The following is a 24,889-nucleotide window of genomic DNA, read 5'->3' as shown; positions in this document are numbered from 1 at the left end:
GGTCCATGGGGATATCAGGCGGGCGGCTCAAGACAGTCATGACAGGTTCCATACTCATAGTCGATGACGATCCCGTGCAGCGCCGGCTGCTCGAGGCGGCGGTGACGCGGTTCGGCCACACCGCAATCGTGGTCGACGGGGGCGCTGCCGGCCTCGACGCCCTCGACGGACCCGGCGCCCGCGACGTGTCGGTGGTCATCCTTGACCTGGTCATGCCCGATCTCGATGGCATCGGCGTGCTCAAGGCGATGCGCGAGCGCGGCATCACCATCCCGGTCATCGTGCAGACCGCCCAGGGCGGCATCGAGACCGTGGTTTCGGCGATGCGCCACGGCGCCTTCGACTTCGTCGTCAAGCCGGCCTCTCCCGACAGGCTGCAGGCCTCGATCGCCAACGCGCTCAAGGTCGAGGCTGTCGAAGGCGAGGTCAAGCGCACGTCGCGCCGGCGCGGCGGGCTGCTGACCTTCAGGGACATGATCACGCACAGTCCCGCCATGGACAAGGTGATCCGCCTCGGCCAGAAAGCGGCGGCATCCAACATCCCGATCCTGATCGAGGGCGAATCCGGCGTCGGCAAGGAACTGGTGGCGCGCGCTATACAGGGCAGCGGCGACCGCCGCTCGAAACCTTTCGTCACCGTCAATTGCGGCGCCATTCCCGACAATCTGGTCGAATCGATCCTGTTCGGCCATGAGAAGGGCTCGTTCACCGGAGCTACGGAGAAGCACACCGGCAAATTCGTCGAAGCGCATTCGGGCACGCTGTTCCTGGACGAGATCGGCGACCTGCCGCTCGACGTGCAGGTCAAGCTGCTGCGCGCCGTCCAGGATGGCGAGGTTGATCCGGTCGGCGGCCGCGCCACGGTCCGGGTCGACATCAGGCTGATTTCGGCGACGCACCGCAATCTCCTGCAGCAGGTCAAGGACGGCAAGTTCCGCGAGGACCTGTTCTACCGGCTCAACGTCTACCCGATCTATGTGCCGCCATTGCGCGACCGCCGCGACGACATTCCCGATCTGGTCACACATTTCATGGAGAAGGTGGCTCCGGCGGACCCGCGCCATCGCCTGCGGGGCATTTCGGCGGCGGCGCTCGCCGTGCTCCAGGCCTATGACTGGCCCGGCAATATCCGGCAGCTGGAAAATGCCGTCTTCCGCGCCTCGGTGCTGTGCGAAGGCGATGTGCTCGGCGTCGAGGATTTCCCGCAAATCCGCGCCCAGGTGGAGGGCACGGTCCGCCTCGATGTGGACATCGCGCCGGCCGGGCCGCTCTTGGCTGTCGAACCGCGCGATGAGCGGGCGCTGGCCGGCGAGGGCGTTTCGGCTGCCGAACCCGAATCGCCGATGCGGCTTCAGCCACGCTTCGGCACGCTGCGCGCGCTCGACGAACGCGGCAATGTGCGCGCCCTGGCGGATGTCGAACTGGAGATGATCAAGCTCGCCATCGATCACTACAACGGCCAGATGAGCGAAGTCGCCCGCCGCCTCGGCATCGGCCGCTCGACGCTTTACCGCAAGCTCAAGGAATACGGCATCGATCCGGAAACCGGCAGGCTCGACCGGCTCGCTTCCTGAGGGCGCTATCGCGCACAGCCGCCCGATGTCCGGCCTGAGAGCGGTCGGCCCGAGTGCGGTCACGCAAGGCCGGGACCAGCTTGCGCTGCCATCATGTCGCCGGTGCATTGACTGGACCGGAGTGTGGCGCGCCGATGGCGACGTCCCCGACGGTCCCGTTCACGCATTAAGGCTAACGGTAACAGATCGTGTTTCGGCCAAACGAGGAATCATGATCTAAACCAGCGGTTTACCAAGAAACCTTGTGGACAATTTTTGGCGGGATATCGCCACGGTCTTACCGCATTTCGGCTTCAATAAGCGATGATTAACCATTAGGATCGATATTCGGATGTGACAACGACACGTCCGTTTGGGCAAATCCGGGGACAAACGGCAGCCTGCAAGGCCTTTTGATTTGAACAGAATCGAACGACACACAAACGGGCGGCACTATCATTTGAGCGTCTGGCCGAAGTGGCTGGCGGCCATGATTGTCGCATTTGGTTTTCTTGCCGCTGCCGCAACCGGCGCCAGGGCCGAAGTGCGTTCGCTGAAGCTCTACCACCTCCACACGCACGAGAAGGCGGAGATCGTCTACAAGCGCAACGGCCGTTACGATCAGGCCGGGCTGAGGAAGATCAACATCATCCTGCGCGACTGGCGCCGCAACGAGCCGACCAAGATGGACCCGCGCCTGCTGGACCTGGTCTGGGAAGCCTATCGGGAAAGCGGCGCCACCGACTATATCCAGGTGGTTTGCGGCTATCGCTCGCCGTCGACGAACTCGATGCTGCGCAGTCGCAGCAAGGGTGTCGCCGAGAAGAGCCAGCACATGCTCGGCAAGGCGATGGACTTCTACATTCCGGGCGTGCCGCTGAAGAAGCTGCGCAATATCGGGCTCAAGATGCAGGGCGGCGGCGTCGGCTACTATCCGAGATCCGGTTCGCCGTTCGTCCACATGGACGTCGGCAATGTGCGCCATTGGCCCGGCATCAGCCGACAGGAACTGGTGAGCCTGTTCCCGAACGGCAAGACGCTGCACGTGCCGAGCGACGGCCGGCCGCTGCCCGGCTTTGAGCAGGCGCTTGCCTCGTATAAGGCACGCAAGGGTTCCGGCGGCGCCGCCATCGAGCTGGCCAGCGCCGGCGGCGGTTCCAAGAGGTCCGGCGGACTGCTGGCTGCCTTCTTCGGCGGCGGCGACGACGAGGCCGACGACAGCGCCGATGTCGCATCCGCGGAGCCGGCACCGAAGCCGAGAAGCGTGAAGCCGGCACCGGCGAGCACCGCCAAGAGCGGCACCCTGCCGGGGATAGCGATCGTGGCGCCCGAGAACGCCAAGCGCGCCGAGATCCCGCAGGTCGCCGAGGAGCAGGCCCCGGAGCCAGAAAAGGATACGCCCGAGACGATCATCGCGGCGTTGCCGGCACGCAGCATCCCGCTGCCCGATTTCGCTCCGCGGCCGAAAGTCGACGTCGGCGCGCAGCCGCCTGAGAATGTTCCCTTCGGCATGGCGGATGCGACGGCCAGCACCGAACAGACCGTGGCAACCGTGCAGACGCCGGCGAATATGCCTTTCGGCAAGGCTGATCCCTCGGCGGTCGCCGCCGATGCAGCGCAGGTTGCCGCCAACAACATACCTTTGCCGACATGGCGCCCCGAACACACGTTGCCGGCGGTGCTGGCGCCTGCGCCCAGCAAGGATGTGCTGATGGCGCTGGCCGAGACGGCCGAGCGTGGCAAGACCGCGACCGATGCCTTCTCGGTGCTGCCGAGCGCGCGGCCGGATATGACCAATATCGATGCGGCCAAGGCCGATGCCGTCAAGCCCGATGCGGTCAAGGCCGTGCTCGACGAGGCCGAGGCGCTTCCCGTGCAGGCTGACTATTATCGGGTTGCGTCGTTGTCCGAGCCTCGTTCGGCTTTCAACGACCCGTCCGGCGTCGATGCCGCATCGCCGCGCGAGGCCGTCGTCGCCCGCGCTGCCGGTTCCGATCCGGTCGCCGCGATCGGCGCCGGCGTGAAGACGACCCGCAAGGAGGCCAGAGCCACCGCCCGCGACCTCAAACCCGGTCCCAAGGCCATCGTGGTTGCCGCCGCACCGCAGGCCGCCCGCTGGGCGCTGACCAGCGGCGAGAATGTCGCGACGGTTTCGAGCGCCACGACGGCGCCGGGCTACGCCTACAACGTGGTCCACACGCCGCCGAGCGAGGTCTACACGGCCGGCTTCCAGCAGGGCGACCAGATGGCGGATGCCAACCGTTTCACCGGCAATGCCGTAAAATTCCTGTCCGTCGCGCGCTTCCAGACGAAGTAAAGACCGGGCATTCCGAAAGCCGCGCCGGGCAACCGGCGCGGCTTTTCGTTGTCAGCCGGCTGTGTGCGGGCACAACCGGCATGCATGAAGCCGGCCCCGGCCCCGCGGGATCACGGGTGCCTGAACTTCTCGTGAAAAGGTAAAAGCTGCCTGTTTCCCGGCTAGAATGGCTGCGTTCCAACCCCGGGGATATTCATGAAGAAGATCCTGTTGGCATCCGTCCTGGCGCTGGTGGCGGCATCGGCGGCTTTTGCTCCCTCGCAAGCCGAAACCGTGATCATCAAAAATGGCAAGCATCACTGCCGGACCAAGATGGTCACGCATTGGAAGCATCGCCACAAGGCGGTCGAGAAGGTCAGGGTCTGCAACTGACCGCCAAGACACCACTGACTATCATGGCACCAGACTAGCCCGATCGGCGCAAGCCGGCCGGGCTTTTTCGTGCCGCCCGGGATGGTTCAGTCGATGTCCAGCGCGGCCGCTTCGCCCCGCGCCAGAAGCCGCGCGGCATCGCGTGCAGGCGGCAACCCGAACTGACGCGCATACTCCCGGCTGAACTGCGAAGCGCTTTCATAGCCCACGGTAAAGGCAACCCGCGCGGCGTTTCCCGGCTGGGCCAGCAGCAGGTGGCGGGCCTCCAGCAGGCGGACCTGCTTCTGGTACTGGATCGGGCTCATCGCCGTCGCCGCCTTGAAGTGGCGATGAAACGCAGCGCTGCTCATATTGGCGAGCTCGGCCAACCGCCGCACCTCGATAGGCTCGTCATAGTGAGCCCGGATCCAGGCGGTCGCCCGGCGGATCTGTGACAAGCGGCTGTCGGCGCCGGCGAGCTGGCGCAACTTCGCGCCTTGCGGGCCTTGCAACAGGCGAAACAATATCTCGCGCTCGAGCAGGGGAGCGAGCACGGGAATCTCGGCGGGCCTGTCGAGCAGCCGCAGCATCCGGCGCCACGCGTCGAGCAGGTCGTCATTGGCCAGGTAGGTCATGAAATCGTCGCCACCGACGGCCGGCTCGTGCTCGATGAGCAGGGCTGCGATCGCCTTGACATCGAGGGCGAAACCGATGGCCACATAGGGATGCGCGATACTCGCCTCGATCAGCTGGCTGGTGGCGGGTGTCTCGACCGCGTAGACGAAATAGCTGCCGGCTTGATAACGAAGCGTGCGCTCGCCGATCAGCACCGATTTCGTGCCTTGCAGCACGAACAGCGCCGTCGGCTGACAAAGCTCGGGCATCGGCGGCGTCGGGACCTCGCTGCGGCCGATCGTAACGCGAGGGATCGCCGTCCTTGTCCGCCGCCCATGCGCATGGCGGCCGGCGATGGCGACCAATTCCAGCAGCGCCTCTCTCATCGTTTCAGCATTGCCGATCCGCGTGGGCCGCGCAACCAGGTGAGAGGATCAGGCAAGAGCAAGAGAGTTTTCGGCGCGCGAGGCGGGCCGCAATCCGCCATCTCTAAGGCGCGTCGCGTTTGGCGACGCGTCTTGGGCCTTTGTTTTATGCATGTCGTTTTCCCGGACCGGGCCACTTCCAGGCGACAGGCGTCAGGCCTCCACAAAGGAGATTTGGATATGACGACATCGAAGCGCGCACTGGTGACCGGCGCCAACAAGGGCATCGGCCTGGAGACCGCACGGCGCCTGGCGGCGACAGGATTCAAGGTCTGGCTCGGCGCCCGCGACGCCGAACGCGGCACCGCGGCGGCACAGGCGCTGCGCAGCGAAGGGCTCGACGTCGAGTGGCTCGAACTCGACGTCGTCGATGACGAAAGCGCGGCGGTCGCCGCCAGGACCGTCGCGGCGCGGGCAACCAGCCTCGACGTGCTGGTCAACAATGCCGGCATTGCTCCTGGATATGTCGACGCGCTCGGCCCCGACGAGCGGTATGAGCTGCCGCCGAGCCGGGAGAACATCGCCGACATCAAGGCCACCTATGATGTCAACGTCTTCGGCCCGGTCCGCGTCACCCAGGCATTCCTGCCGCTTCTGCTGGCATCGCCCGCCGGCCGCATCGTCATGGTGAGCAGCTATATCGGCTCGATCGCCCGCGCGCAGGACGCAACAGGCGAAAACCAGTCGCCCAACATCATGGGCTATGGCAGCTCCAAGACGGCGCTCAACGCCATCACGGTGGCGTTCGCCAGGGAGCTCGCGCCGCGCGGCATCAAGGTGAATGCGGCTGCTCCCGGCTACACCGCGACCGATCTCAACGGGCACAGGGGCGGTCGCACGGTGCGGCAGGCAGCCGAGATCATCGTGCGCCTGGCGACGCTCGATGCCGATGGTCCGACTGCCGGCTATTTCGACGAGAACGGCCCGCTGCGCTGGTGAACGCGAAAGCGCTTATCCGGCGAGCTTGCTCGCGGCGCGTGCGAGAGCTTCGATCTCGTCCCACCTGCCGGCCTTGACCATGTCGTCGGGGGCAACCCAGGAGCCGCCGACGCAGATGACATTGGGCAGGCTGAGATAGTCGGCCGCGTTCTTGCCGGTGATACCGCCGGTCGGGCAGAATTTCACGTCGGCGAGCGGCGAGGCGAATGCCTTCAGCGAGGCGATGCCGCCGGACTGCTCGGCCGGGAAGAACTTCAGGAAGCGCAAGCCTGCTTCGCGCGCGGCCATGATCTCGCCGGGGGTGATGGCGCCGGGCAGCAGCGGAACCTCGCTGTCGGCGGCGCCTGCCAGAAGCTCGCGGGTTATGCCCGGGCTGACGATGAATTGCGAGCCGGCGGCGGCCGCCTCGTCGAACTGACGCGCATCCAGAATGGTGCCGGCACCGACGATGGCTTCCTCGACCTCGCCGGCCACGCGCCGGATCGCTTCCAGCGCATCCGCGGTCCTGAGCGTGATCTCGATCGCCGGCAGGCCGCCGCGCGCCAAAGCGCGGGCCAGCGGCACCGCATTGGCAACATCAGTGATCTTCAGCACCGGGATGACCGGCTGACCGTTGAGCAACGACAGGAGTTTTTCGGTCTTGCTGGGCATCTTCTTCTCCATATCGTTGTCAATTCAACCGATTAGCAGACGGGTATTTTCCTGTCGACGCAACCGGGCGTGTCGTGATGTCACGCACGCCGGGTAGCTTACGGGCTCTTCCGGAACAGGGCCATGGCAGGCCGTCAAACCCGTTTCACCTTGAAACGGCTTTTACGAGCGTCTAGTTGCTCTGGCAATGACACCGTCCGCGCCATCCCAGCCTGTCCGCGTCGCCGCGCTCTACAAATTTGCCCGGCTCGACGCGTTCGAGGTGCTGCGGGCGCCACTGGCTGCCTTCTGCTGTGGGCGCGGCATCAGGGGTACGCTGCTTCTGGCGCATGAAGGCATCAACGGCACGGTCGCCGGTAGCGATGCGGCGATTGCCGAACTGATCGACCATCTCGAAGCCATCGACGGGCTGTCCGGCCTCGAGGTGAAATACAGCAGCGCCGCGCAAACGCCCTTCCACCGCATGAAGGTGCGGCTGAAGCGCGAGATCGTCACCATGGGTGTCGAAGACATCGACCCGGCGAAGAGTGCCGGCACCTATGTCGCGCCGGCCGACTGGAACGCGCTGATTTCCCAACCCGACACGATCGTCATCGACACGCGCAACGCCTACGAAGTGTCGATCGGCACCTTCAAGGGCGCCATCGATCCGGCGACCGCGAGCTTTCGCGAATTCCCGGCCTGGGTGGAAGAGCACCGCGCGGAGCTGGAAGGCCGCAAGATCGCCATGTTCTGCACCGGCGGCATACGTTGCGAAAAGGCGACGGCCTATGTCAGGTCGCTCGGCCTTGAGGAGGTGTTCCATCTCAAGGGCGGCATCCTGAAATATCTCGAAGAAGTGCCGGCCGAGGAAAGCCTGTGGCAAGGCGAATGCTTCGTCTTCGACGAACGGGTTTCGGTGTCGCACGGCCTCGCCGAGGGCGACGCCGAGCTGTGCCGCGCCTGCCGGCATCCAATGACCTTGGACGAGCTGACATCGCCGAAATTTGCCGCCGGCGTCTCCTGCCCGCATTGTTTCGACGCTCGGTCGGACGACGACCGCCAGCGCTATGCCGAGCGCCAGCGGCAGGTCGAGCTGGCGCAGGCGCGGGGCAGGGGACCGCATATCGGGTCCTGATCAAGGCGCCTGGGCCGGGGCAAAGCGGCCGCCCGTCATTGCAATGCCAGGTTTCGGGACCTACGTCTTCGGCGTTCGAAACCTGCCCGTTCGGCCGGGCAATCCTGGAGGCATTGATGTTCGATCCCAAGAAGCTTCTCGACGATCTGCTCGGCTCGCAGATTCCCGGCACCGGCGGCACGGTCCGCGACAAGGCCGGACAGGCGGTGCAGATGGCCAAGGACAATCCTCTTGCGGCGGGCGCGCTGGCCGCGGTGCTGCTTGGAACCGGCGCCGGGCGCCAGGTCACCGGTGCCGCCGTCAAGCTCGGCGGGTTGGCAGCGATCGGTGGCCTCGCCTACAAGGCCTACCAGAACTACAAGGCCGGCAATGCACCCGAGCAGGCGCCGGCGGCCGGCGAACCGGAATTGCTGCCGCCGCCGAAGGACACTGCGTTCCACCCGTCGCAAGCGCCGCAGGGCGAGGACGAATTCACGCTGACCCTGGTGCGGGCGATGATCTCGGCGGCCAAGGCCGACGGCCATGTCGACGATGAGGAGCGCAAGAAGATCGCCGGCAAGCTGAGCCTCGCGGGGATCGGTTCCGATGCGGAAAAATTCCTGATGGCGGAGCTGGAGAACCCGCTCGACCTCGACACGCTGGTGGCCGGCGCCAAGACCGACGCGCAGAAGCTTGAGCTCTACACCGCGTCGCGCCTTACAATCGATCCCGACACACGCGCCGAGCGCGGCTATCTCGATCTGCTCGCGGGCCGGCTCGGCCTGCCGGATGCGCTGATCGACCATGTCGAGGCAACGGTTTCGGCGGTCAAAGTGCCGGCTGCCAAGGCCGGGACCTCACCCAATCCACGCTGGTAGGCCAAAACGGAACAGGCGGGCCTTCGTGGCGTTAACCTCTCGTTAACCCAGGAAGCGCACGATTCTAGACAGTCGGATCGGCTTTCCTCCTCCCAAGTCCGGTCCAGATCAGGGCGGTCGCCAATGACCGCCCTTTTTGTCGGCCCTCCGTGCTTCTCCCAAAAACGAATTGCGCTTTTCGGTACCCGGCCAGGCTCCGAACCCTTGATAGGAATTTTTTCCTTGACGGGGTGACGGCAACTATGGTAGATATTTGGTTATGGTGCTGAGTTGCGCCAGGGACTCGCCGCAGGCGGGTTTTCCGTTCAATGCTCCCTCGACAGCGCGCGGTCGAAGGCCGGACGAAACCTGTCAGCTTGGATTCGTTGCCCTGGATACCAGTGTCCCGCTTGCCATCGCCGCCGTCATTTGCGATGCCTTTTGTCCCTGGACCACCTGAAAATCAGTCGAGCCAAATGCGGCGCAGCCGGAGGATATCTGCCATGACCGAAAAAACCGCCATCGTCACCGGCGCCGGCACGGGCATCGGCAAGAGCGTCGCCACCGCGCTGCTCAAAGCCGGCTGGAACACCGTGTTCTGCGGACGCCGGAAGGCGCTGCTGGACGAGGCGATCGCCGCGGCCGAGCAGACGGATGCCAAGGCACTGGCTGTCGCCTGCGACATCAGCAAGCCCGGCGAGGTCGATGATTTGTTCGAGACGGTGGCGGAGGCGTTCGGCCGCGTCGACCTGCTCTTCAACAATGCCGGCATGGGCTACAAGTCGGCGCCGATCGACGAGATCCCGGTCGAGGTGTGGAACGATATTGTGGGCGTAAACCTCACCGGTTCGTTCCTGTGCGCCCGCGCGGCCTTCCGCGCCATGCGCAAGCAGAAACCGATGGGCGGCCGCATCATCAACAACGGCTCCATCTCGGCCTACGCGCCGCGCCCGGGATCGGTGCCCTATACCGCGACCAAGCATGCCATCACTGGGCTGACCAAGACGCTGGCGCTCGACGGCCGCCCCTACGACATTGCCTGCGGCCAGATCGACATCGGCAATGCGCTGACCGACATGGCGCAACCGATGACGGTCGGCGTGCCACAGGCCAACGGCTCCATTGCCGCCGAAGCGGTGATGGACGTCCAGCACGTGGCCGACGCCGTCGTCCACATGGCCAGCCTGCCGCTCGAGGCCAATGTGCTGTTCATGACCGTGATGGCGACCAAGATGCCGTTCGTGGGCAGAGGCTGACCAAGCCTTTATTTTTGCGCAATTCCCAAGGGAAAGCGCTACGCGCTTTTCCCGGGAAACCTCTACGCGCTTTCTCGAGTTGCCTTAGGCCCCCGCCAGCGCCACGCCCGGCAGATAGAGCGCGATCGGGCGGATCTCGTAGACGGCGGTCGGGTTGACGCGGCGCAGATCGCGCGCGATGGCGATCGCGTCATCGCGCTTGGCGCAATCGACGACATAGAGGCCGAGAAGCTGTTCCTTGGTCTCGGCGAAGGGGCCGTCGATGACGATCCCGTCGCCGGGTCCGCGCAAGGTGCAGGCCGACTGGGTCGCTCCAAGCCGCGCCGAGGGGCCGAGGCTGCCGTTCGCATAGAGCCCGTCGTGGATCTTGAGCAGGTCGGTCATCAGTGCCGCATCTTCCTGCGGCGTCAGTGCCTTGATCGCGTCTTCCACGTGATAGGCAAGAATTGCATAAAACATCGAGGCACCCCATTTCGATCCTGATCCAACGATCGTAGCGGCTCCCCGCACGCAGGCACAGTCTTTGGCCTTGCGCCTCCCGACGCATCATGACATTGCCATGCCGCCAGCGGCAATCGATGCGGACTCGCGGCGAACGCCGGAGGCCTCACTTGGCCAGGAACGCTCCGATCCTGTCCAGCGCGCGCAAAATGTTCTCCTCGGAATTGGCGTAGGAGAGCCTGACATAGCCCTCGCCGAGAATGCCGAAATCGGGGCCGCCGATCAGTGCCACGCCGGCGTCGTCGAGCAGGGCGGAGGCCAGTTGCTTCGCCTTCCAGCCGGTCTTCGACACGTTGGGGAAGGCATAGAAGGCGCCCTTGGGCGTGATGCAGGATATGTTTGGCAGGGCGTTCAGTCCCTCGACCACGATCTTCCTGCGGCGATCGAAGGCGCGCATCATCTTTTCGACGTCGTCCTGCGGGCCGTCTATGGCGGCGATGCCGGCGAATTGGCTGGGCGCGTTAACGCAGGACCAGCAATTGACCGCCAGCTTGCGCACCTTGTCGTAGAGATGGGCGCCCTTGTCGCCGTTCGGCCAGATCGACCAGCCCATGCGCCAGCCGGTCATCGCCCAGGTCTTCGACCAGCCGTTGAGCACGATCAGCCGGTCGCGGATTTCGGGAAACTCGAGCAGCGAGCAGTGTTTTTCGCCATCATAGGTCATCACGTCATAGATTTCGTCGGAGAGGATGGCCACTTGCGGATGTGCCTCCAGTCCCTTGACCAGCTTCTCGATCTCGGCCCGCGGCGTGACGCCGCCGGTCGGGTTGGCCGGCGAATTGAGGATCAGGAGCCGCGTCTTCGAGGTGATCAGCGCCAGCGTCTCATCGGCCGAGAAGGCAAAGCCGTTCTCCTCGCGCATCGGCACGGGGATGGGTGCCGCACCGGTGAACTCGATCATCGAGCGGTAGATGGGAAAACCGGGATCGGGATAGAGGATCTCGGCGCCAGGTTCGCCGAACATCAGGATGGCGGCGAACATGGTCGGCTTGCCGCCGGGCAGGATCATCACCGCCTCGGGCGATACCTCGACCCCGGTCGTGGTCAGCGTGCGGCGCACCACCGCCTCGCGCGTCGCCAACAGGCCGTTCGCCGGCGTGTAGCCGTGGTGGCCGTCGCGCAGCGCCTTGATCGCCGCCTCGACAATGTGCTGCGGCGTCTTGAAGTCGGGCTGGCCGATGCCGAGATTGACGATGTCGCGGCCTTGTTGGGCGAGTGCCGTGGCCCTCGCGAGCACGGCGAAGGCGTTTTCCTCGCCGAGACGATCGAAGGCCGAAATCGTGTGGAGCATTTTTCCCGTCCGTGTGGTTCTTGCTATGCGGTTGCGTTTTTGTGAGCTTCGGCCCGCAAAAGTCAAACGGATTGGAGCTTTCGGTGTCGGAAAATCTCAAGGACTGGCAACCGCGTCCGCGCCCGGAGCGCAAGGTGCTGGAGGGCCGCTATGTCAGGCTTGAGCCGCTGAGCGCCGCGAAGCATGGCGATGGCCTCTATGAAGCGTCTTCCGTGGCCGACGTCGATGGCCGCTTCGCCTGGCTGCCCGACTATCCGCCGGAAACCCGCGCCGCCTTCCAGCCTTGGCTGGACAAGGTGGAGGCGAGCGAGGATCCGCTGTTCTTCGCCGTCATCGACAAACCGAGCGGCAAGGTCGCCGGGCGCCAGACGTTGATGCGCATCGATCCGGCCTATGGCGTCATCGAGATCGGCAACATCTATTGGGGGCCGCTCATCGCGCGCAAGCCGGCGGCGACCGAGGCGCAATTCCTGTTCATGAAATACATTTTCGACGAGCTCGGCTATCGCCGCTACGAATGGAAATGCAACAACCGCAACGAGCCGTCGAAGCGCGCAGCGGAACGGTTCGGCTTCAAGTTCGAGGGCATTTTCCGCCAGCACCTGATCGTCAAGGGTGAAAACCGCGACACCGCATGGTATTCGATCATCGACAAGGAATGGCCGGCCTTGCGCAAAGCCTACGAGGCGTGGCTCGATCCGGCCAATTTCGACGGTGCCGGCCAGCAGAAACGACGGCTCGAGGATTTTCGCGCGGAATTCGGCGCTTGAGCTGAATCCGGGCATGGGAGTTTGCCATTGGCGCACAGTGACGACGACAGCCGGCACGACGGCAGCCGGCACGACCACAGCGGGCACGGCCACAGCGCGCATAGTCATGGCTCGACCGACAAGAAGCGCGTTTTGATCGCGGCCTGCCTGACGGCGGGCTTCATGGTGGCGGAGGCGCTTGGCGGTCTTTTCACCGGCTCGCTGGCGCTGCTGGCCGATGCCGGCCACATGCTTGCCGACGCCATTGCGCTCGGCCTTGCCTGGTACGCGTTTCATCTTGCGGACCGGCCGGCGACCGTCCGCCTGACCTATGGCTTCGGCCGGGTCAAGACGCTGGTGGCCTACACCAACGGCATCGCCATCTTCGTCATCGCGCTGTGGATCGTCTACGAGGCGTGGGAGCGCCTGCAGACGCCGGCGCCGGTGCTGGGCGGGCCGATGCTGGTGGTGGCGATCCTCGGCCTGCTGGTCAACATCGGCTCCTTCCTGGTGCTGCATGGCGGCGACCGTGAGAGCCTCAACATGCGCGGCGCCATACTGCATGTGCTCGGCGACCTGCTCGGCTCGGCCGCGGCAATCGTGGCGGCGATCGTCATTCTGGCGACCGGCTGGACCCCGATCGATCCGATCCTGTCGGTGCTGGTCTCGCTGCTGATCCTGTCCACGGCATGGTCGCTGATGCGCGCGGCCGCCCACGTCCTGCTCGAAGGGGTGCCGCCGAGCCTCGACCGGGACCTGATCGCCAGCGACATCGCGACGACGGTCCAGGGGGTGCGCGAGGTGCACCACATGCATATCTGGTCGATCGACGGCACCAGCAGCATGGCGACGCTGCATGCCTGCCTCAACGAGGGCGTGGACGCGCACAAGGCGGTCAGCGCGATCAAGAAGCGGCTTGCGTCGGAGCATGGCATCAGCCATGCCACGGTGGAACCTGAATTCGGCCAGTGCGCCGACGACGGCGACGAGCACGACCATGGTCATGACCATGATCACCACCAGGGGCATGACGCGGCTTTGCATCATGGCCACCATCACTGACGCAGGGAACCCAAGCGCCTTGAATCCGAGCTCGACGACCCCTGGCCACGCCGGGACAGCATAATGGATCGCGATACCAAGAACGCCGCCATCGCCGCGCTGTCGATCATGCTGCTGTTCGGCATTGCCGTTTATTTCCTGCCAAACATCATGCTGGCCCTCGGCGGCCTTTCGACCGTGCTCGCCGGCATCTTCGGCACCGCGTTCGTGCTGGCGTTTTTCTTGGTGTTCTGGCTGCGCGCGCGCAGCCAACGCAAAAATCAGAGCAAATAAGGGAAGTTCGACATGCGCATTCTGATCACGGGCGCCGCCGGCATGGTCGGCCGCAAGCTCATTGCACGGCTGGCAAAGGACGGCAGGCTGCGCGGCCAGAAGATCTCCGCGCTCGACCTGCACGACATCGTACCGCCACAGGCGCCGGCCATCGATGGCGTCAGCATCCACAGCCATACCGGCGATCTCGCCGAGGCGGGCGCCGCCGAGAGGCTGGTCGCGTCGCGGCCCGACGTCGTGTTCCATCTCGCCGGCATCGTATCGGGCGAGGCGGAAGCCAATTTCGATCTCGGCTACCGCGTCAATCTCGACGGCACGCGCGCCTTGTTCGATGCCGTCCGCCTGGCTGGGTTTGCGCCGCGCGTCGTGTTCACCTCGTCGATCGCGGTGTTCGGCGCGCCGTTCCCGGACGTCATTCCCGATGAATTCCACACGACGCCGCTGACCTCCTACGGCACGCAGAAGCAGATGAGCGAGGCGCTGCTGGCCGACTATTCCAGGCGCGGCTTCTTCGACGGCATCGGCATCCGGCTGCCGACCATCTGCGTGCGGCCGGGCAAGCCGAACAAGGCGGCCTCCGGCTTCTTCTCCGGCATCATCCGCGAGCCGCTGAACGGTCAGGAGGCGATCCTGCCGGTGCCGCGCACCGTCGTCCATACCCACGCCAGCCCACGCTCGGCGGTGAATTTCCTGATCCATGCGGCCGGGATCGACGGCGCCGCCGTCGGGCCGCGCCGCAACCTGACGATGCCAGGCGTCGCCGTCACCGTCGGCGAGCAGATCGAGGCGCTGGAACGCATCGCCGGGCCGAAGGCGGTGAGCCTGATCCGCGAGGAGCCGGACGAGACGATCTGGGCGATCGTCAAGGGCTGGCCGACGCGGTTCGAGGCGCGGCGGTCAAGGGAATTAGGTTTCAGCGCCGAGAAGAGTTTTGACGAGATTATCCGCGCTCATATCGAGGATGAACTGGGCGGCAAGGTGTATTGATATTCAGGTGATGCCGGCCTGCGAACGGCTGATACCTGCGCTTCCGGTGCTCACGTACTTTAAGTACGCTCCGCTTCGGTTCTCGATATCAACCGTTCTCGGCGCGGCCTGACCTGAATCTCAACACACCTTCGGGCGCTACTTCCGGGTCAAACGCCGCCCGTCAGGCTCGCCGACAGCAGCAGCAGTCCGAACAGGAACACGAAGGCGGCGCCGCCGATCTCGACGATCGAATGGATGCGGTTGCCCATGCGGCCGTCGCCGGCGAAATACACCGCCCAGTTCTTTGCGGTCACCGCGATCGTGGCCAGCGCCGAGACGGTTATGGCGGTGCCGATCGACATCGCCAGCACCGACAGCAGGCCGCCGAGCCACAGGCCATTGAGCAGGGCGAAGCTGAGCACGATCAGCGCGCCGGAGCAGGGGCGGATACCGACCGCGGCCACCGCCGTCCAGGCGGTGCGCCAGTCGAAGCGGTCGCCCGACAGCAGCGCCGGATCTGGCGCATGCGAGTGGCCGCAGGTCTCGCAGACCTCGCCCGCCGCGTGCGCGTGATCGTGCGCGCCATGATCGTGGTGATGGTCATGCGCGCCGTGGTCATGATGATCGTGCGAATGGTCATGCCCGTGGTCATGATGATCATGCTGATGCAGCGCGTGCGCCGAATGGCTGTGAGCGGCATGCGAATGGCTCGCGTGAGAATGCCCGGCGTGAGCCGCCGACAGGCTGTAAGCGGGACCTCTGCCGAACAGGCTCAGGATGGAAGGGCCGAGCTTGCGCCACAGCAGCCAGGCGCCGAACAGGGTGACGAAGACGAAGCTCATGATCTCCATGAACCAGGCCGCATCGGTCATCGAGACGGCGGTACCGCGCAGGACGAAATAGGCGACTGCCATGACCGCGACCGCGGTCAGGCCCTGCAGCAGGGCCGAGACAAACGACAACAGGATGCCACGCCGCAGCGCCACTTCGTTGGCGACCATGTAGGACGAGATCACCGCCTTGCCGTGGCCGGGGCCGGCGGCGTGGAAAATGCCGTAGGCGAAGGACAGGCCGATGAGCACCCAGAGCTTGCTGTTGTCCTGGCGCATCGCCTTCATCGCCGTGGCGAGCGCGCGATAGAACTCCTGCTGCCGCAGATTGATCCACATCAGGATGTGGGCGAACGGGCCGGTGGTCGGCGCCATGCCATCGTTGACGCCGATGCCGAGCGAGCTCTGGGCATGAGCCGAGCCGGCGAAATGCACCATCGCGAAGCTGATGGCCAACAGGCCGAATGCCAAACGCAGGGACGGTCTCATCACCGGGTTCATCCTTCTGGCTGACAGGTCAGTTCGAGCTTGGTGGCAAAAATCTTGCTCATGTCGGTGCCTGTCGGGTCGTTGAAGAAGGCGTCCGTCAGGGTCTTCTGGTTTTCCTTGATGGCCTCATCCGGGTCGGGGCGGACCACCTTGTCGGTGCAGTTCGGGGGCAGGCCCTCGACCGTGATGTTGGCGTCCTCGGTGAAATCGATCGCCGTGTAGAAGGTCGGATCGTAGACGCCGATATCGATCTTGCCGGCGAGCTTGATCGGCGCCTTCGGTTCGGACTCGAACAGGATGATCAGCTGGTCGTTGTCGAAATTGGCCATCAGATGCGGCGGCGGCGTCATCGGCACGTCTTTGCCGTCCTGGGTGACGAGTTGGAAGTAGTTGAATTCGGCCAGCGAGGCGTGGACCGTGTCGGCGACCTCCTTCAACTCCTTGTCGTCAAGCTTCAGGTCGGAATTCTTGTCGAACTCCATCATGACAGTACTGGAAAACAGATCGTCGAAGCGCCAGAGATGGCGCAGCGCTTTCACGCTTTGGTGATCCGGGGAGAGGATCACGTCGAGGCGGGCCTCGGCGAAAACGTGCGGATGCACCTCTGCCGGTCCAACGGCGGCCAATGTCGCCGCCAGGGCCGAAGCCAGCATGATTGCGTGCCGTCTTAGATGCATTCGCGGTCGCGATTCCCTTGGCTTCGGAGAGAAGTCGACAGTTACCAGAAAGGGGGCGAAAATGGGACCGCGCCGCAATTGAAGGCGGTCATGCGGTTTCGCGCGTCCTGAACCACTGGACCAGGAAATCGACGAAGACACGCACCTTGGCGGGCAAATAGCGCCGGTGCGGATAGACGGCGAAAATGCCGGCGCCCGACAGGGTGCGGTCATCCAGAACCGTCACCAGCCGGCCGCTCGCAATATCCGGCACGGCGATGAAATCCGGCAGGATGGCAAATCCCAACCCCGACAGGGCAGCAGCCCGCGCCGCCATCGGGCTGTTGACTTCGATCGGGCCGGAGACCGAGACGCTCACCGTATCCTCGCCGTCTCCCTTGAATTGCCAGTTGTTCAGGCCGCGGCCATTGGTGTCGACGATGCAGGGCATGCGGCCGAGATCCTGCGCCCGTACCGGCATGCCATGTTTTGCGATGAGTTCGGGAGATGCGCACAGCCGCGTCGAGAACGGCGCCAGACGCCTGGCGATCAGCGACGAGTTCTCCAGGCGCGAGATGCGCACCGCGAGATCGAAGCCTTCCTCGACGAGGTCGACGAAGCGGTCGTCCAGCTGGATGTCGAGCACGATGTCGGGATATTGCTTGGCGAAGTCGATCAGCGACTGGCCGATCGGCGCGTCGGCGAAGGTGCGCGGCGCAGACAGCTTGATCCTGCCGCGCACATCGCCGGAGGATTCGCGCACGGCGTCGGCAAGACTGTCGACCTCGCGCACGATCTCGGAGGCGCGGCGATAATAGGTGTGGCCGGCCTCGGTCATCGAGAACTGGCGGGTGGTGCGGTTGAGCAGCAGCGCGCCGAGCTCGTCCTCCAGCTCGCGCACATATTTCGACAGCAGCGCCTTGGAGCGGCCGATCTTGCGCGCCGCCGCCGAAAAGCCCTCGGCCTCGACCACGTCGATGAAGGCGCGCATGCGGGTCAGTGTGTCCATGAATCAGGCCTTTCGTGCGGCATCGAGATTTCGGCCGAGCCGTATCAGGGCAATGTCGCCGCCGGAAGGGCCAGCGACAGGCCCGACCACCGATAGCTTGCGAGGGTGCCGAAGGGCGTCGAGAGGGGCGTGCGTGCCTGTCATCGTTCGATATCCGGATACGGTGAAACCAACATTGTTCGATGCCGGAATTTTTACAACCTGCGATACGATTTTTATTGATTGTGAATCTCTCTGCCCCTATATCGCGCTTGCCCAAAGTCGCACGTGCCTGTGGGTGTCCGCCGACCCTCTGAATGGTGAGGGAAATCGGTAAGGTAACTGGAGCCAACCCCTCCAGTCGGTTTAGCGGCCAACCGCCAGACCGAGGACACCTTGAAGCAACGACGGTGCGGGCCTTTCTGGTTCTCTGCCGGTTGTCCAAAGACCGGGGTTACTGAAGAGGCACACCATCATTGCCGGCAGTGCGGAACGGGGTTCTCCCAGTCCAAGCCAAGGCAGACAAAGCGAACCGAAGCCGGGCAAGGCCAAGGTTCATCGCCGCGAGACGGCGTTTCATGGTTCCGGGGTCTCCACCGGCTGGTTCCATGGATTTCCGTCCCGCCTTTGTCCACCGCGTGTTCGCGAGGCCGACAGCCCGCGTCCGCACCCTTGTGCGCGCCGAAAGGCGTGATGGAGAAACCCGATGGCCACGCAGCGCATCCTCGACTTCCTCGCCACCCGACGTCCGACCGGTCCTTGCCTCGTCGTCGACCTCGATGTCGTGCGCGACAATTTCCGCGCCTTCGAGAAGGCGCTGCCCGATTCCAGGATCTACTATGCGGTGAAAGCAAACCCGGCGCCGGAAATCCTGCGCCTCCTTGCTGCGATGGGCTCGTCCTTCGACACCGCTTCCGTTGCCGAAGTCGAGATGGCGATGGACGCCGGTGCGCCGGCGGACCGCATCTCCTTCGGCAACACCATCAAGAAGGAGCGCGACATCGCGCGCGCCTACCAGCTCGGTATCAAGCTGTTCGCCGTCGATTGCGTCGAGGAGGTCGAGAAGATCGCCCGCGCCGCTCCAGGCGCCCGCGTGTTCTGCCGCGTGCTGACTGATGGCGAGGGCGCCGAATGGCCGCTGTCGCGCAAGTTCGGCTGCGTGCCTGCGATGGCTGTCGACGTGCTGCGCCATGCCAAGGCGCTCGGGCTCGACGCCTATGGCGTGTCGTTCCACGTCGGCTCGCAGCAGACCGACCTGACGGCCTGGGATCGCGCGCTGGCCGACGCCAAGACCGTGTTTTCGACGCTCGCCGAGGAAGGCATCGTCTTGAAGATGGTCAATATGGGCGGCGGCTTCCCGACGCGCTACCTGCGCGACGTGCCGGCGGCCCAGGCTTATGGCCAGGCCATCTTCTCGGCGCTGCGCAAGCATTTCGGCAACGCCATTCCCGAGACCATCATCGAGCCGGGCCGCGGCATGGTCGGCAATGCCGGCGTCATCAAGTCGGAAGTCGTGCTGATCTCGAAGAAGGCGGACAACGACAATGTGCGCTGGGTGTTCCTCGACATCGGCAAATTCGGCGGCCTGGCCGAGACGATGGACGAGGCGATCCGCTATCCCCTAGTGACCGCGCATGACGGCACGGAAACCGCGCCTTGCGTGCTCGCCGGCCCGACCTGCGATTCGGCGGACGTGATGTATGAGAAGACGCCCTATCCGCTGCCTCTGTCGCTGACCATCGGCGACGAGGTGCTGATCGAAGGCACCGGGGCCTACACGACCACCTATTCGGCGGTCGCCTTCAACGGCTTCGAGCCTCTCCGATCCTACGTGATCTGACGGTTCGAAAGAACCGTCGGATCATCCCAGGTGGGCGTTTGTCGCCCATCCGGGCTCGCCTGTGGAACAGTCTCCGCTCGTGAATGGATCGCGGAAATGGACATTGCAAATTTCGTTGTCGAAGGCGCTGCGCGCGACATCTCCCCTTCAGAGGTGGAGATGGTCACGAACTGGCCGGAGGGGTTTGTCTCAGCCGCCTCGACGTCTCTTGGACCGCATGGGGCTAGCGCTTCACGCGCGGCGAACCCCTCTGTCGCCTTCGGCGACATCTCCCCCTCGAGGGGGGAGAGTGCCCGTGCTTTCGCCATCGTTGCCGAAACGCCTGATGACATCGCGGCGCGCGAGGCGTTGCTCGATGCCGCCATGGGGCCGAAGCGCAAGACGAAGTCGTCGGAGAAGCTGCGGCGGGGCCGGCGGCCCTCGGAAGGCCTGGCTTTCGTCGCGCGCGACGCATCGGGCGCCGTGATGGGCACGGTGCGGCTCTGGGACGTCACGCTGGGCGAGGGCGGTCCGGCAGCACTGTTGCTTGGGCCCCTGGCGGTCGCTCCTTCGCTCAAGAGTGCCGGCATCGGCTCGGCGCTGATGCGCCATGCGGTCGCCGAAGCCGCGCGTCTCGGCCACGCGGCGATCCTGCTGGTCGGCGACGCGCCCTATTACGGCCGCTTCGGCTTCTCAGCCGCAAAGACCGGTTCGCTGGCCATGCCGGGCCCGTATGAGCGGCATCGGCTGCTCGCGGTGGAACTGGTGGAGGGCGCGCTCGACGGCGTCCATGGCACGCTGAAGGCCGCGGGGCGCAAGCTGAAGGCGCCGACGCTGGCGGCCTGAGGCGCTGAGCCCCAAACGAACGAAAAACGCCGCCCGAAACGGCGGCGTTTTCGTCCCGAGAACAGTCTCGGCGGTCTTCTGTCTCAGCCGATCAACTGGCTGAGCGCCATGGCGACAGACATGTCGCCTTCGACCTTTATCTTGCCGGTCATGAACGCCATGGTCGGGTTGAGATCGCCCGATATCAGCGAGTCCAGATCGTCGAGCGAGAGCTTGATGGTGCAGTCGGCGGGGCCATCGGTGGTCGAGACATCGGCGCCGTCGATGACGATGACGCCATCGCTGCCGGTGTCGAATTTCACGGAACGATCGAACCCGCTGCTGGCCACGCGCGACCTGATCTTGTCGGCAATCTCCTGAACGCTCACGCTGTTCTCCTGTCTGGTTGCATCTGCCTGTTCGGTTGCATCTGTCGCGCCCCGGCATGATCCGCCCGAGACCCATGCATCTTCGGGGCCACGGTCGCTGCCGCATATAGCTTTGGATTGACGTTTACGTCAACGCGGATTGCAGGGCCTGGTTCCTATCGCCGCAGCCGGGCGAGGAGCCGATCACCGTCCCTGGCCAGTGGTATCCCGATGGCTCAATGCGACTTGAACGCCTTGGTCATCTCGGATGCCGTGGCGCCGGCCTCCTGCCGGCGGCGCAGCCAGTTGTCGCGAATCTCATCCTTGCTCAGGAAATTGACCTGATCGACCAGAACCTCATGCACCAGTGTGGCGCCGACGCGTGTGTTGACGGTATCGCGGATCGCGGCGCGGAAGGCGTCGAGGTCGATCGTCTCCTTCTTGGTGAAGTCGATCTGCGGATTGGAATAGAGGTAGGAATAGACCTGATCGGTGATCAGCGCCTCGGCCGGGATCGACAGTTTCTTGATCTGCTCGGGTTCGACCGTGTAGACCAACTTGGTCAGGAAATAACCGTCGATCCTGGCGTTTCGGATCAGCGGCACAGAGATGACCTCGGTCTTGACGTAGTCCAGTCCGCCCAGCATCGGCTTCGGCTTTTCGCCGACGCCGCGGTCGCCGGCGGCCTGGAACGAATAGAACACCGCGCCGAGCGTGGCGACGCAGATCCAGACCGCGATGGCGATGACCTTGACCATTCAGGCACCCGAGCCGGCGACCACCGCGCGCTAACCGCGCGCCCGGCCGAACTCGCCGGCGGAATAAGTGCCGTCGGTTTCGGCGCGCTGGATGGCGGTGCGCAACAGGCCTGCGACCTCGTTGACGGCGCTCAGATGCGCCAGGATCGCCGCCTCGTTCTTCGCCAGCTTCTGGCGAAGCCGGACAAGACCTTCGCGGTGCTGTTCGAGGAACTCGGCTTCGCTGCCGCCGCGCATGGCACGGGTCAGTTCATAGAGATAGCGGCTCTTGCGCGCGTTCGATGCCTTGAGATCGTAGCCGGTGTCGCTGCGCAGCCCGGCCGTCTCTTGCTCGACGACTTCCTCGATGCGGCCGATGATGGCGGCAAGGTTTCCGGGCCGCGCGAGTGCGACCGGGGCTTCCGATGTGGCCGTGCGCGCCGGCAGGTTGGCGGTGAATTCCGAAAAGTCGGCCATGGCGTTTCCCAGTCTAGATCTTGATGTCTGTCTTTGTGGTCGTTTCATCGCCGGTCATGGACCTGGCGGCCTTGCGCTGCAGTTCCTGGACGAGCGAGGTGGACAGACGGCTCTGCCGGTCGATCTCGGTCTTTTCAGGCCCGCCGGAGACCGGGCCGATCGGCACCTTGCGCTTGCCTTCGAGATAATGGTCGGCGAGCAGCGACTTGGCGATGCCGATGCCACCACGCTCGGCCATGACGTCGGCGACGCGCTCGGCGAGCTGCGATTTCCACATGTCGCCGGCCAGGCCCTTGCCGTACACGCCCTCGGTGTCCTTGGGCATCATGTTCTGGATGAAGGTCTGGAGCACCATGGCTTCGAATTTCTTGAACTTCTTGGATGGATCGGCCGCCAGGGCCTGGTCGGCGGTGGCGCGCGAGAGCATCGTCCCGGCCGAAGCGGCCTCGACCGAAAAGCTGCCGGCAACGCCGCCCGCATGCCTGGTCAGTGCGGCGCGCGCGGCCGCGAGATCCGCCGGCTCGGCTGCTCGGACAACATCCATCACGATGTCGCTGGGTGGAGAGATCGCCAAGAAAGTCCGCCTTTTATCGGTTTTCCTTGGCCAGACCATGCCTCAACAAGCTTGTGGCAGGCTTGCGGGGGGAGGGAGCAAGGTCAGGGTTCTCTGTATCCAGCCGCGTAGCCAGATTTTCAACAACGCATGTCGGGTAAAAAGTGGCTTCCGGTTTTGGGAGAACGACCTGCAGAAAGCGTCTCGCCCGAATCCGTTCGAACGCGAGGGGCTTCAGGACGGGGGAAGACCGGCCCTCGACAGCATTTCAAGGAACCGGGAATGGTGATGATCCTTCACATAGCGCGGCACAAAGCCAGGGCAGACATTGCTCAGATTGAGATGCGGAAGTTGTGACAGGCAATGATGGATGGCCCGCGACGCTTCATCGCGATTGCCGGTTGCGGCCGCGGCTGCGGCCCAATAAAGCGCGCCACGAACGAAGCCCGGCTTTGTCCTGACCACCTTGCGCGCGACCTCGAGCGCCCGCTGATCGTCTCCGCCGGCAAACAGCGCCATAACGAGCCCGTGGTGACGCCAGTAGTCGATGACGTCATGGGTTCCCAGCCGGATCGCCTCGTTCGCCTCGCGCACGGCTTCGCTGACCTGCCCGCGCAGCGCGAAGAGCATCGCAATATCGCCGTGGCCGCTCGGATAATTTGGGTTGAGGCTGATCGCGTGCCGGCATTCGACGATCGCCTCGTCGATACGACCGCAACTTTCGAGAGCAAATGACAAGATGCACCGGGCAATTTCATCGTCCGGCACCGCCCGCACCGCGGCCTCGGCAAGCGCCAGCGTATACTCGATATTGCCCTGCTCGCGGGGCAGCGCGCCAAACGCGATGCCCATGGAAATCATGATCGAGAGCGTCCGCTTCGCACGGGCGTTGTCGGGCCCTGTCGAGAGCGCCTTCGTCGCAAGTTCCATCCCGACCAGCAGCGAGTCGTGGGTCATCTCAAAATATTTCATGAGCGCCTCGTTCACCAACCTGCGCACTTCAGGGGGACCAGGCGGACTCTTGTCGCGGACCTTCCAGTTGGTCAGTTGAAGTTCGAGGATCACCGCCAGAACGACGGACTGGGCGATCCTGTCCTGGAATTCGAGCGCATTCTCGGACTGGCCGTCGAACTTCTGGGCCCAGACATGATGACCGCCGACGGCATCGACAAGCTGGATATTCACCCTCAACCCATTGCCGGATCTCTGGATGCTGCCGCTGAGCACATATTGTGCCCGCAGCGCTCCCGGCGCGTTACCTTCTTGGCGCAGGCCGACCTTATCTGTCGGGGGAACCGCGGAGAGCACGACATAGTCGGCCACCTCGGAAAGGGCTGTCGTGATGTCCTGGACCAGTCCCTTGGAGAAAAAATTGTCGCCTTGTTTTCCGGTCAGATTGGTGAAGTCGGCAACGCCAATGGAGGGGTGTCCGAGGCGATGGCTGGCCGCAACACCACTTGCCGACGGTGCGTGTGACGCCGTGTCGGAAGCAAGCAGCAGGGACTGCCATAGTGCCCGCGTCTCAGGGCCGGCTTCGACGCCGAACTCCTTCTTCAGCATGCTTCTGCAAGCCTCGTATGTCCTGAGCGCCTTGTCGCGTTGACCACAAGCAAGGAGCAATTCCATCTTGAGCCGATAGGATTCTTCCCGCGCCGGATCCATAGCGAGGACGCGATCGGCCAGGACGAGGCCCGCTTCAGCGTCGACGAGGCGAGCCAGTTTCTCGAACGATTCAAGCGCACGACCGAGCAACCTGTCGCGTTCCGACGCGACCCAGTCGTCGAAGCCATTGCTTCCCACATGGAGACCGTCGAGGAACGGGCCGGTGTAGTTCGCCAGAGCCTTTTCGAGTTCCTGCGCGGAGCGGGCCGATAAACCCGTCTCGAACTCCTCCACATCGACCCGGAACGCCTCTGGCCTGAGGTGGATCAACTCTCCGGTGGAATGGATAAGATCGACACCCGAGAGATCGCGGCGCAGGACGCTGAGGGTTTGGCGAAGACTGTTGCGCGAATGTTCGCCATCGCTGTCGCCCCATAGCAGGTCAGCCAGTTTCTCCCGCGTTGCTGCCATGCCCGGACATCGGGCCAGATAAGCAACGATTGCCGGGCCGCGTTTCCCGACCAGTCGAAGCGGGCCAGTTGTTTCAATACGGAAGCCGCCGAAGAGTGAGATTCTATTTGCAGCGCCGCCGTCGTCACTTTGCATCTGCTGCCTCAGCCTGACGAAATTCTAACGCAAA

The 24,889-nt window shown here is 64.4% G+C and carries 25 protein-coding genes; 13 read left to right on the top strand and 12 right to left on the bottom strand.

The genetic code is table 11. The annotated features are described in order from the left end of the window. Positions 1-38: 38 nt before the first annotated feature. The 3 genes from FJ951_RS03845 to FJ951_RS28360 all read left to right on the top strand — a co-directional run bounded on the left by FJ951_RS03845 (position 39) and on the right by FJ951_RS28360 (position 4,242). Complete coding sequence (locus tag FJ951_RS03845; RefSeq protein WP_140513675.1) at positions 39-1,574, top strand: sigma-54 dependent transcriptional regulator; 1,536 nt, start codon at positions 39-41, stop codon at positions 1,572-1,574. A gap of 469 nt (positions 1,575-2,043) precedes the next feature. Next, the gene (locus FJ951_RS03840; RefSeq protein ID WP_181165231.1) at positions 2,044-3,870 is read left to right on the top strand and encodes a DUF882 domain-containing protein; all 1,827 of its coding nucleotides are present in this window, start codon (positions 2,044-2,046) and stop codon (positions 3,868-3,870) included. Between the two features lie 195 nt (positions 3,871-4,065). Then, positions 4,066-4,242 carry a hypothetical protein gene (locus tag FJ951_RS28360; RefSeq protein WP_181165230.1) on the top strand — a complete coding sequence of 59 codons (177 nt, stop codon included), beginning with the start codon at positions 4,066-4,068 and terminating at the stop codon, positions 4,240-4,242. An 86-nt stretch (positions 4,243-4,328) separates the two neighbouring features. Here FJ951_RS28360 and FJ951_RS03835 read toward each other — a convergent pair whose 3' ends face one another. Then, positions 4,329-5,222 (bottom strand): AraC family transcriptional regulator, encoded by an 894-nt coding sequence (locus FJ951_RS03835; RefSeq protein WP_140513673.1) that lies wholly within the window; start codon positions 5,220-5,222, stop codon positions 4,329-4,331. Positions 5,223-5,441: 219 nt separating this feature from the next. On the opposite strand from FJ951_RS03835, the gene FJ951_RS03830 reads away from it, so the two are divergent. Then, positions 5,442-6,200, top strand: coding sequence for an SDR family oxidoreductase (locus FJ951_RS03830; protein WP_140513672.1), 759 nt, complete (start codon positions 5,442-5,444; stop codon positions 6,198-6,200). A gap of 12 nt (positions 6,201-6,212) precedes the next feature. On the opposite strand, the gene FJ951_RS03825 is transcribed toward FJ951_RS03830, so the two are convergent. Continuing rightward, the gene (locus FJ951_RS03825; protein WP_140513671.1) at positions 6,213-6,851 is read right to left on the bottom strand and encodes a 2-dehydro-3-deoxy-phosphogluconate aldolase; all 639 of its coding nucleotides are present in this window, start codon (positions 6,849-6,851) and stop codon (positions 6,213-6,215) included. A 187-nt stretch (positions 6,852-7,038) separates the two neighbouring features. Between FJ951_RS03825 and FJ951_RS03820 the strand changes: the two genes are divergently transcribed. The 3 genes from FJ951_RS03820 to FJ951_RS03810 all read left to right on the top strand — a co-directional run bounded on the left by FJ951_RS03820 (position 7,039) and on the right by FJ951_RS03810 (position 10,060). After that, positions 7,039-7,968: a rhodanese-related sulfurtransferase gene (locus tag FJ951_RS03820; protein ID WP_140513670.1), complete on the top strand. Its 930-nt coding sequence runs from the start codon at positions 7,039-7,041 to the stop codon at positions 7,966-7,968. 116 nt (positions 7,969-8,084) lie between these two features. Then, complete coding sequence (locus FJ951_RS03815) at positions 8,085-8,825, top strand: tellurite resistance TerB family protein (protein WP_140513669.1); 741 nt, start codon at positions 8,085-8,087, stop codon at positions 8,823-8,825. 482 nt (positions 8,826-9,307) lie between these two features. Next, positions 9,308-10,060 carry an SDR family oxidoreductase gene (locus tag FJ951_RS03810; protein WP_140513668.1) on the top strand — a complete coding sequence of 251 codons (753 nt, stop codon included), beginning with the start codon at positions 9,308-9,310 and terminating at the stop codon, positions 10,058-10,060. Positions 10,061-10,144: 84 nt separating this feature from the next. Here FJ951_RS03810 and FJ951_RS03805 read toward each other — a convergent pair whose 3' ends face one another. Together FJ951_RS03805 and FJ951_RS03800 are read right to left on the bottom strand one after the other, a co-directional pair. Beyond that, positions 10,145-10,519, bottom strand: a complete 375-nt coding sequence (locus tag FJ951_RS03805; protein ID WP_140496262.1) for a YciI family protein — start codon at positions 10,517-10,519, stop codon at positions 10,145-10,147. A gap of 148 nt (positions 10,520-10,667) precedes the next feature. After that, entirely contained in the window at positions 10,668-11,852 is a 1,185-nt protein-coding gene (locus tag FJ951_RS03800; RefSeq protein WP_140513667.1) for a pyridoxal phosphate-dependent aminotransferase, read from the bottom strand. An 83-nt stretch (positions 11,853-11,935) separates the two neighbouring features. Here FJ951_RS03800 and FJ951_RS03795 point away from each other — a divergent pair, with 83 nt between their 5' ends. Genes FJ951_RS03795 through denD form a run of 4 tightly spaced genes read left to right on the top strand, consistent with a single transcriptional unit; the run spans position 11,936 to position 14,923 of the window. Beyond that, the gene (locus tag FJ951_RS03795) at positions 11,936-12,622 is read left to right on the top strand and encodes a GNAT family protein (RefSeq protein ID WP_140513666.1); all 687 of its coding nucleotides are present in this window, start codon (positions 11,936-11,938) and stop codon (positions 12,620-12,622) included. 27 nt (positions 12,623-12,649) lie between these two features. After that, a complete protein-coding gene (locus FJ951_RS03790; protein ID WP_140513665.1) occupies positions 12,650-13,663 on the top strand; it encodes a cation diffusion facilitator family transporter in 1,014 nt (337 codons plus the stop codon). A 60-nt stretch (positions 13,664-13,723) separates the two neighbouring features. Continuing rightward, positions 13,724-13,936 (top strand): hypothetical protein, encoded by a 213-nt coding sequence (locus FJ951_RS03785; RefSeq protein ID WP_140513664.1) that lies wholly within the window; start codon positions 13,724-13,726, stop codon positions 13,934-13,936. A gap of 12 nt (positions 13,937-13,948) precedes the next feature. Further along, positions 13,949-14,923, top strand: a complete 975-nt coding sequence (gene denD, locus FJ951_RS03780) for a D-erythronate dehydrogenase (protein WP_140513663.1) — start codon at positions 13,949-13,951, stop codon at positions 14,921-14,923. A gap of 149 nt (positions 14,924-15,072) precedes the next feature. Here the strand turns inward: denD and FJ951_RS03775 are convergent, their stop codons facing one another. The 3 genes from FJ951_RS03775 to FJ951_RS03765 all read right to left on the bottom strand — a co-directional run bounded on the left by FJ951_RS03775 (position 15,073) and on the right by FJ951_RS03765 (position 17,889). Then, positions 15,073-16,236, bottom strand: coding sequence for a nickel/cobalt transporter (locus FJ951_RS03775; protein ID WP_140513662.1), 1,164 nt, complete (start codon positions 16,234-16,236; stop codon positions 15,073-15,075). Continuing rightward, positions 16,233-16,901, bottom strand: coding sequence for a DUF1007 family protein (locus FJ951_RS03770; protein WP_140496255.1), 669 nt, complete (start codon positions 16,899-16,901; stop codon positions 16,233-16,235). Before FJ951_RS03770 ends, FJ951_RS03775 begins: the two co-directional genes overlap by 4 nt. 88 nt (positions 16,902-16,989) lie before the next feature. Further along, the gene (locus FJ951_RS03765) at positions 16,990-17,889 is read right to left on the bottom strand and encodes a LysR family transcriptional regulator (protein ID WP_140496254.1); all 900 of its coding nucleotides are present in this window, start codon (positions 17,887-17,889) and stop codon (positions 16,990-16,992) included. 685 nt (positions 17,890-18,574) lie between these two features. On the opposite strand from FJ951_RS03765, the gene odc2 reads away from it, so the two are divergent. Together odc2 and FJ951_RS03755 are read left to right on the top strand one after the other, a co-directional pair. Then, on the top strand, positions 18,575-19,708 hold the full coding sequence (gene odc2 / locus FJ951_RS03760; RefSeq protein ID WP_140513661.1) for an ornithine/lysine decarboxylase: 1,134 nt from the start codon (positions 18,575-18,577) through the stop codon (positions 19,706-19,708). Between the two features lie 267 nt (positions 19,709-19,975). Continuing rightward, positions 19,976-20,533 (top strand): N-acetyltransferase, encoded by a 558-nt coding sequence (locus tag FJ951_RS03755; protein ID WP_226880593.1) that lies wholly within the window; start codon positions 19,976-19,978, stop codon positions 20,531-20,533. 83 nt (positions 20,534-20,616) lie between these two features. Here the strand turns inward: FJ951_RS03755 and FJ951_RS03750 are convergent, their stop codons facing one another. The 5 genes from FJ951_RS03750 to FJ951_RS03730 all read right to left on the bottom strand — a co-directional run bounded on the left by FJ951_RS03750 (position 20,617) and on the right by FJ951_RS03730 (position 24,855). Continuing rightward, complete coding sequence (locus FJ951_RS03750) at positions 20,617-20,901, bottom strand: SCP2 sterol-binding domain-containing protein (RefSeq protein WP_140513660.1); 285 nt, start codon at positions 20,899-20,901, stop codon at positions 20,617-20,619. Between the two features lie 215 nt (positions 20,902-21,116). Continuing rightward, positions 21,117-21,638 (bottom strand): hypothetical protein, encoded by a 522-nt coding sequence (locus tag FJ951_RS03745; protein ID WP_140513659.1) that lies wholly within the window; start codon positions 21,636-21,638, stop codon positions 21,117-21,119. 30 nt (positions 21,639-21,668) lie between these two features. Beyond that, complete coding sequence (locus FJ951_RS03740) at positions 21,669-22,094, bottom strand: hypothetical protein (RefSeq protein WP_140496250.1); 426 nt, start codon at positions 22,092-22,094, stop codon at positions 21,669-21,671. A gap of 13 nt (positions 22,095-22,107) precedes the next feature. Then, on the bottom strand, positions 22,108-22,707 hold the full coding sequence (locus FJ951_RS03735; protein ID WP_181172115.1) for a rod-binding protein: 600 nt from the start codon (positions 22,705-22,707) through the stop codon (positions 22,108-22,110). 174 nt (positions 22,708-22,881) lie between these two features. Beyond that, positions 22,882-24,855, bottom strand: coding sequence for a BTAD domain-containing putative transcriptional regulator (locus FJ951_RS03730; protein ID WP_140513658.1), 1,974 nt, complete (start codon positions 24,853-24,855; stop codon positions 22,882-22,884). Between the last annotated feature and the right edge of the window lie 34 nt (positions 24,856-24,889).

The sequence above is a fragment of the Mesorhizobium sp. B2-2-3 genome, assembly GCF_006442405.1.
In the GTDB taxonomy this organism is placed as follows: domain Bacteria; phylum Pseudomonadota; class Alphaproteobacteria; order Rhizobiales; family Rhizobiaceae; genus Mesorhizobium.
The sequence above is the reverse complement of the archived record's forward strand: the minus strand, read 5'-3'. Positions and strand labels throughout refer to the sequence as shown.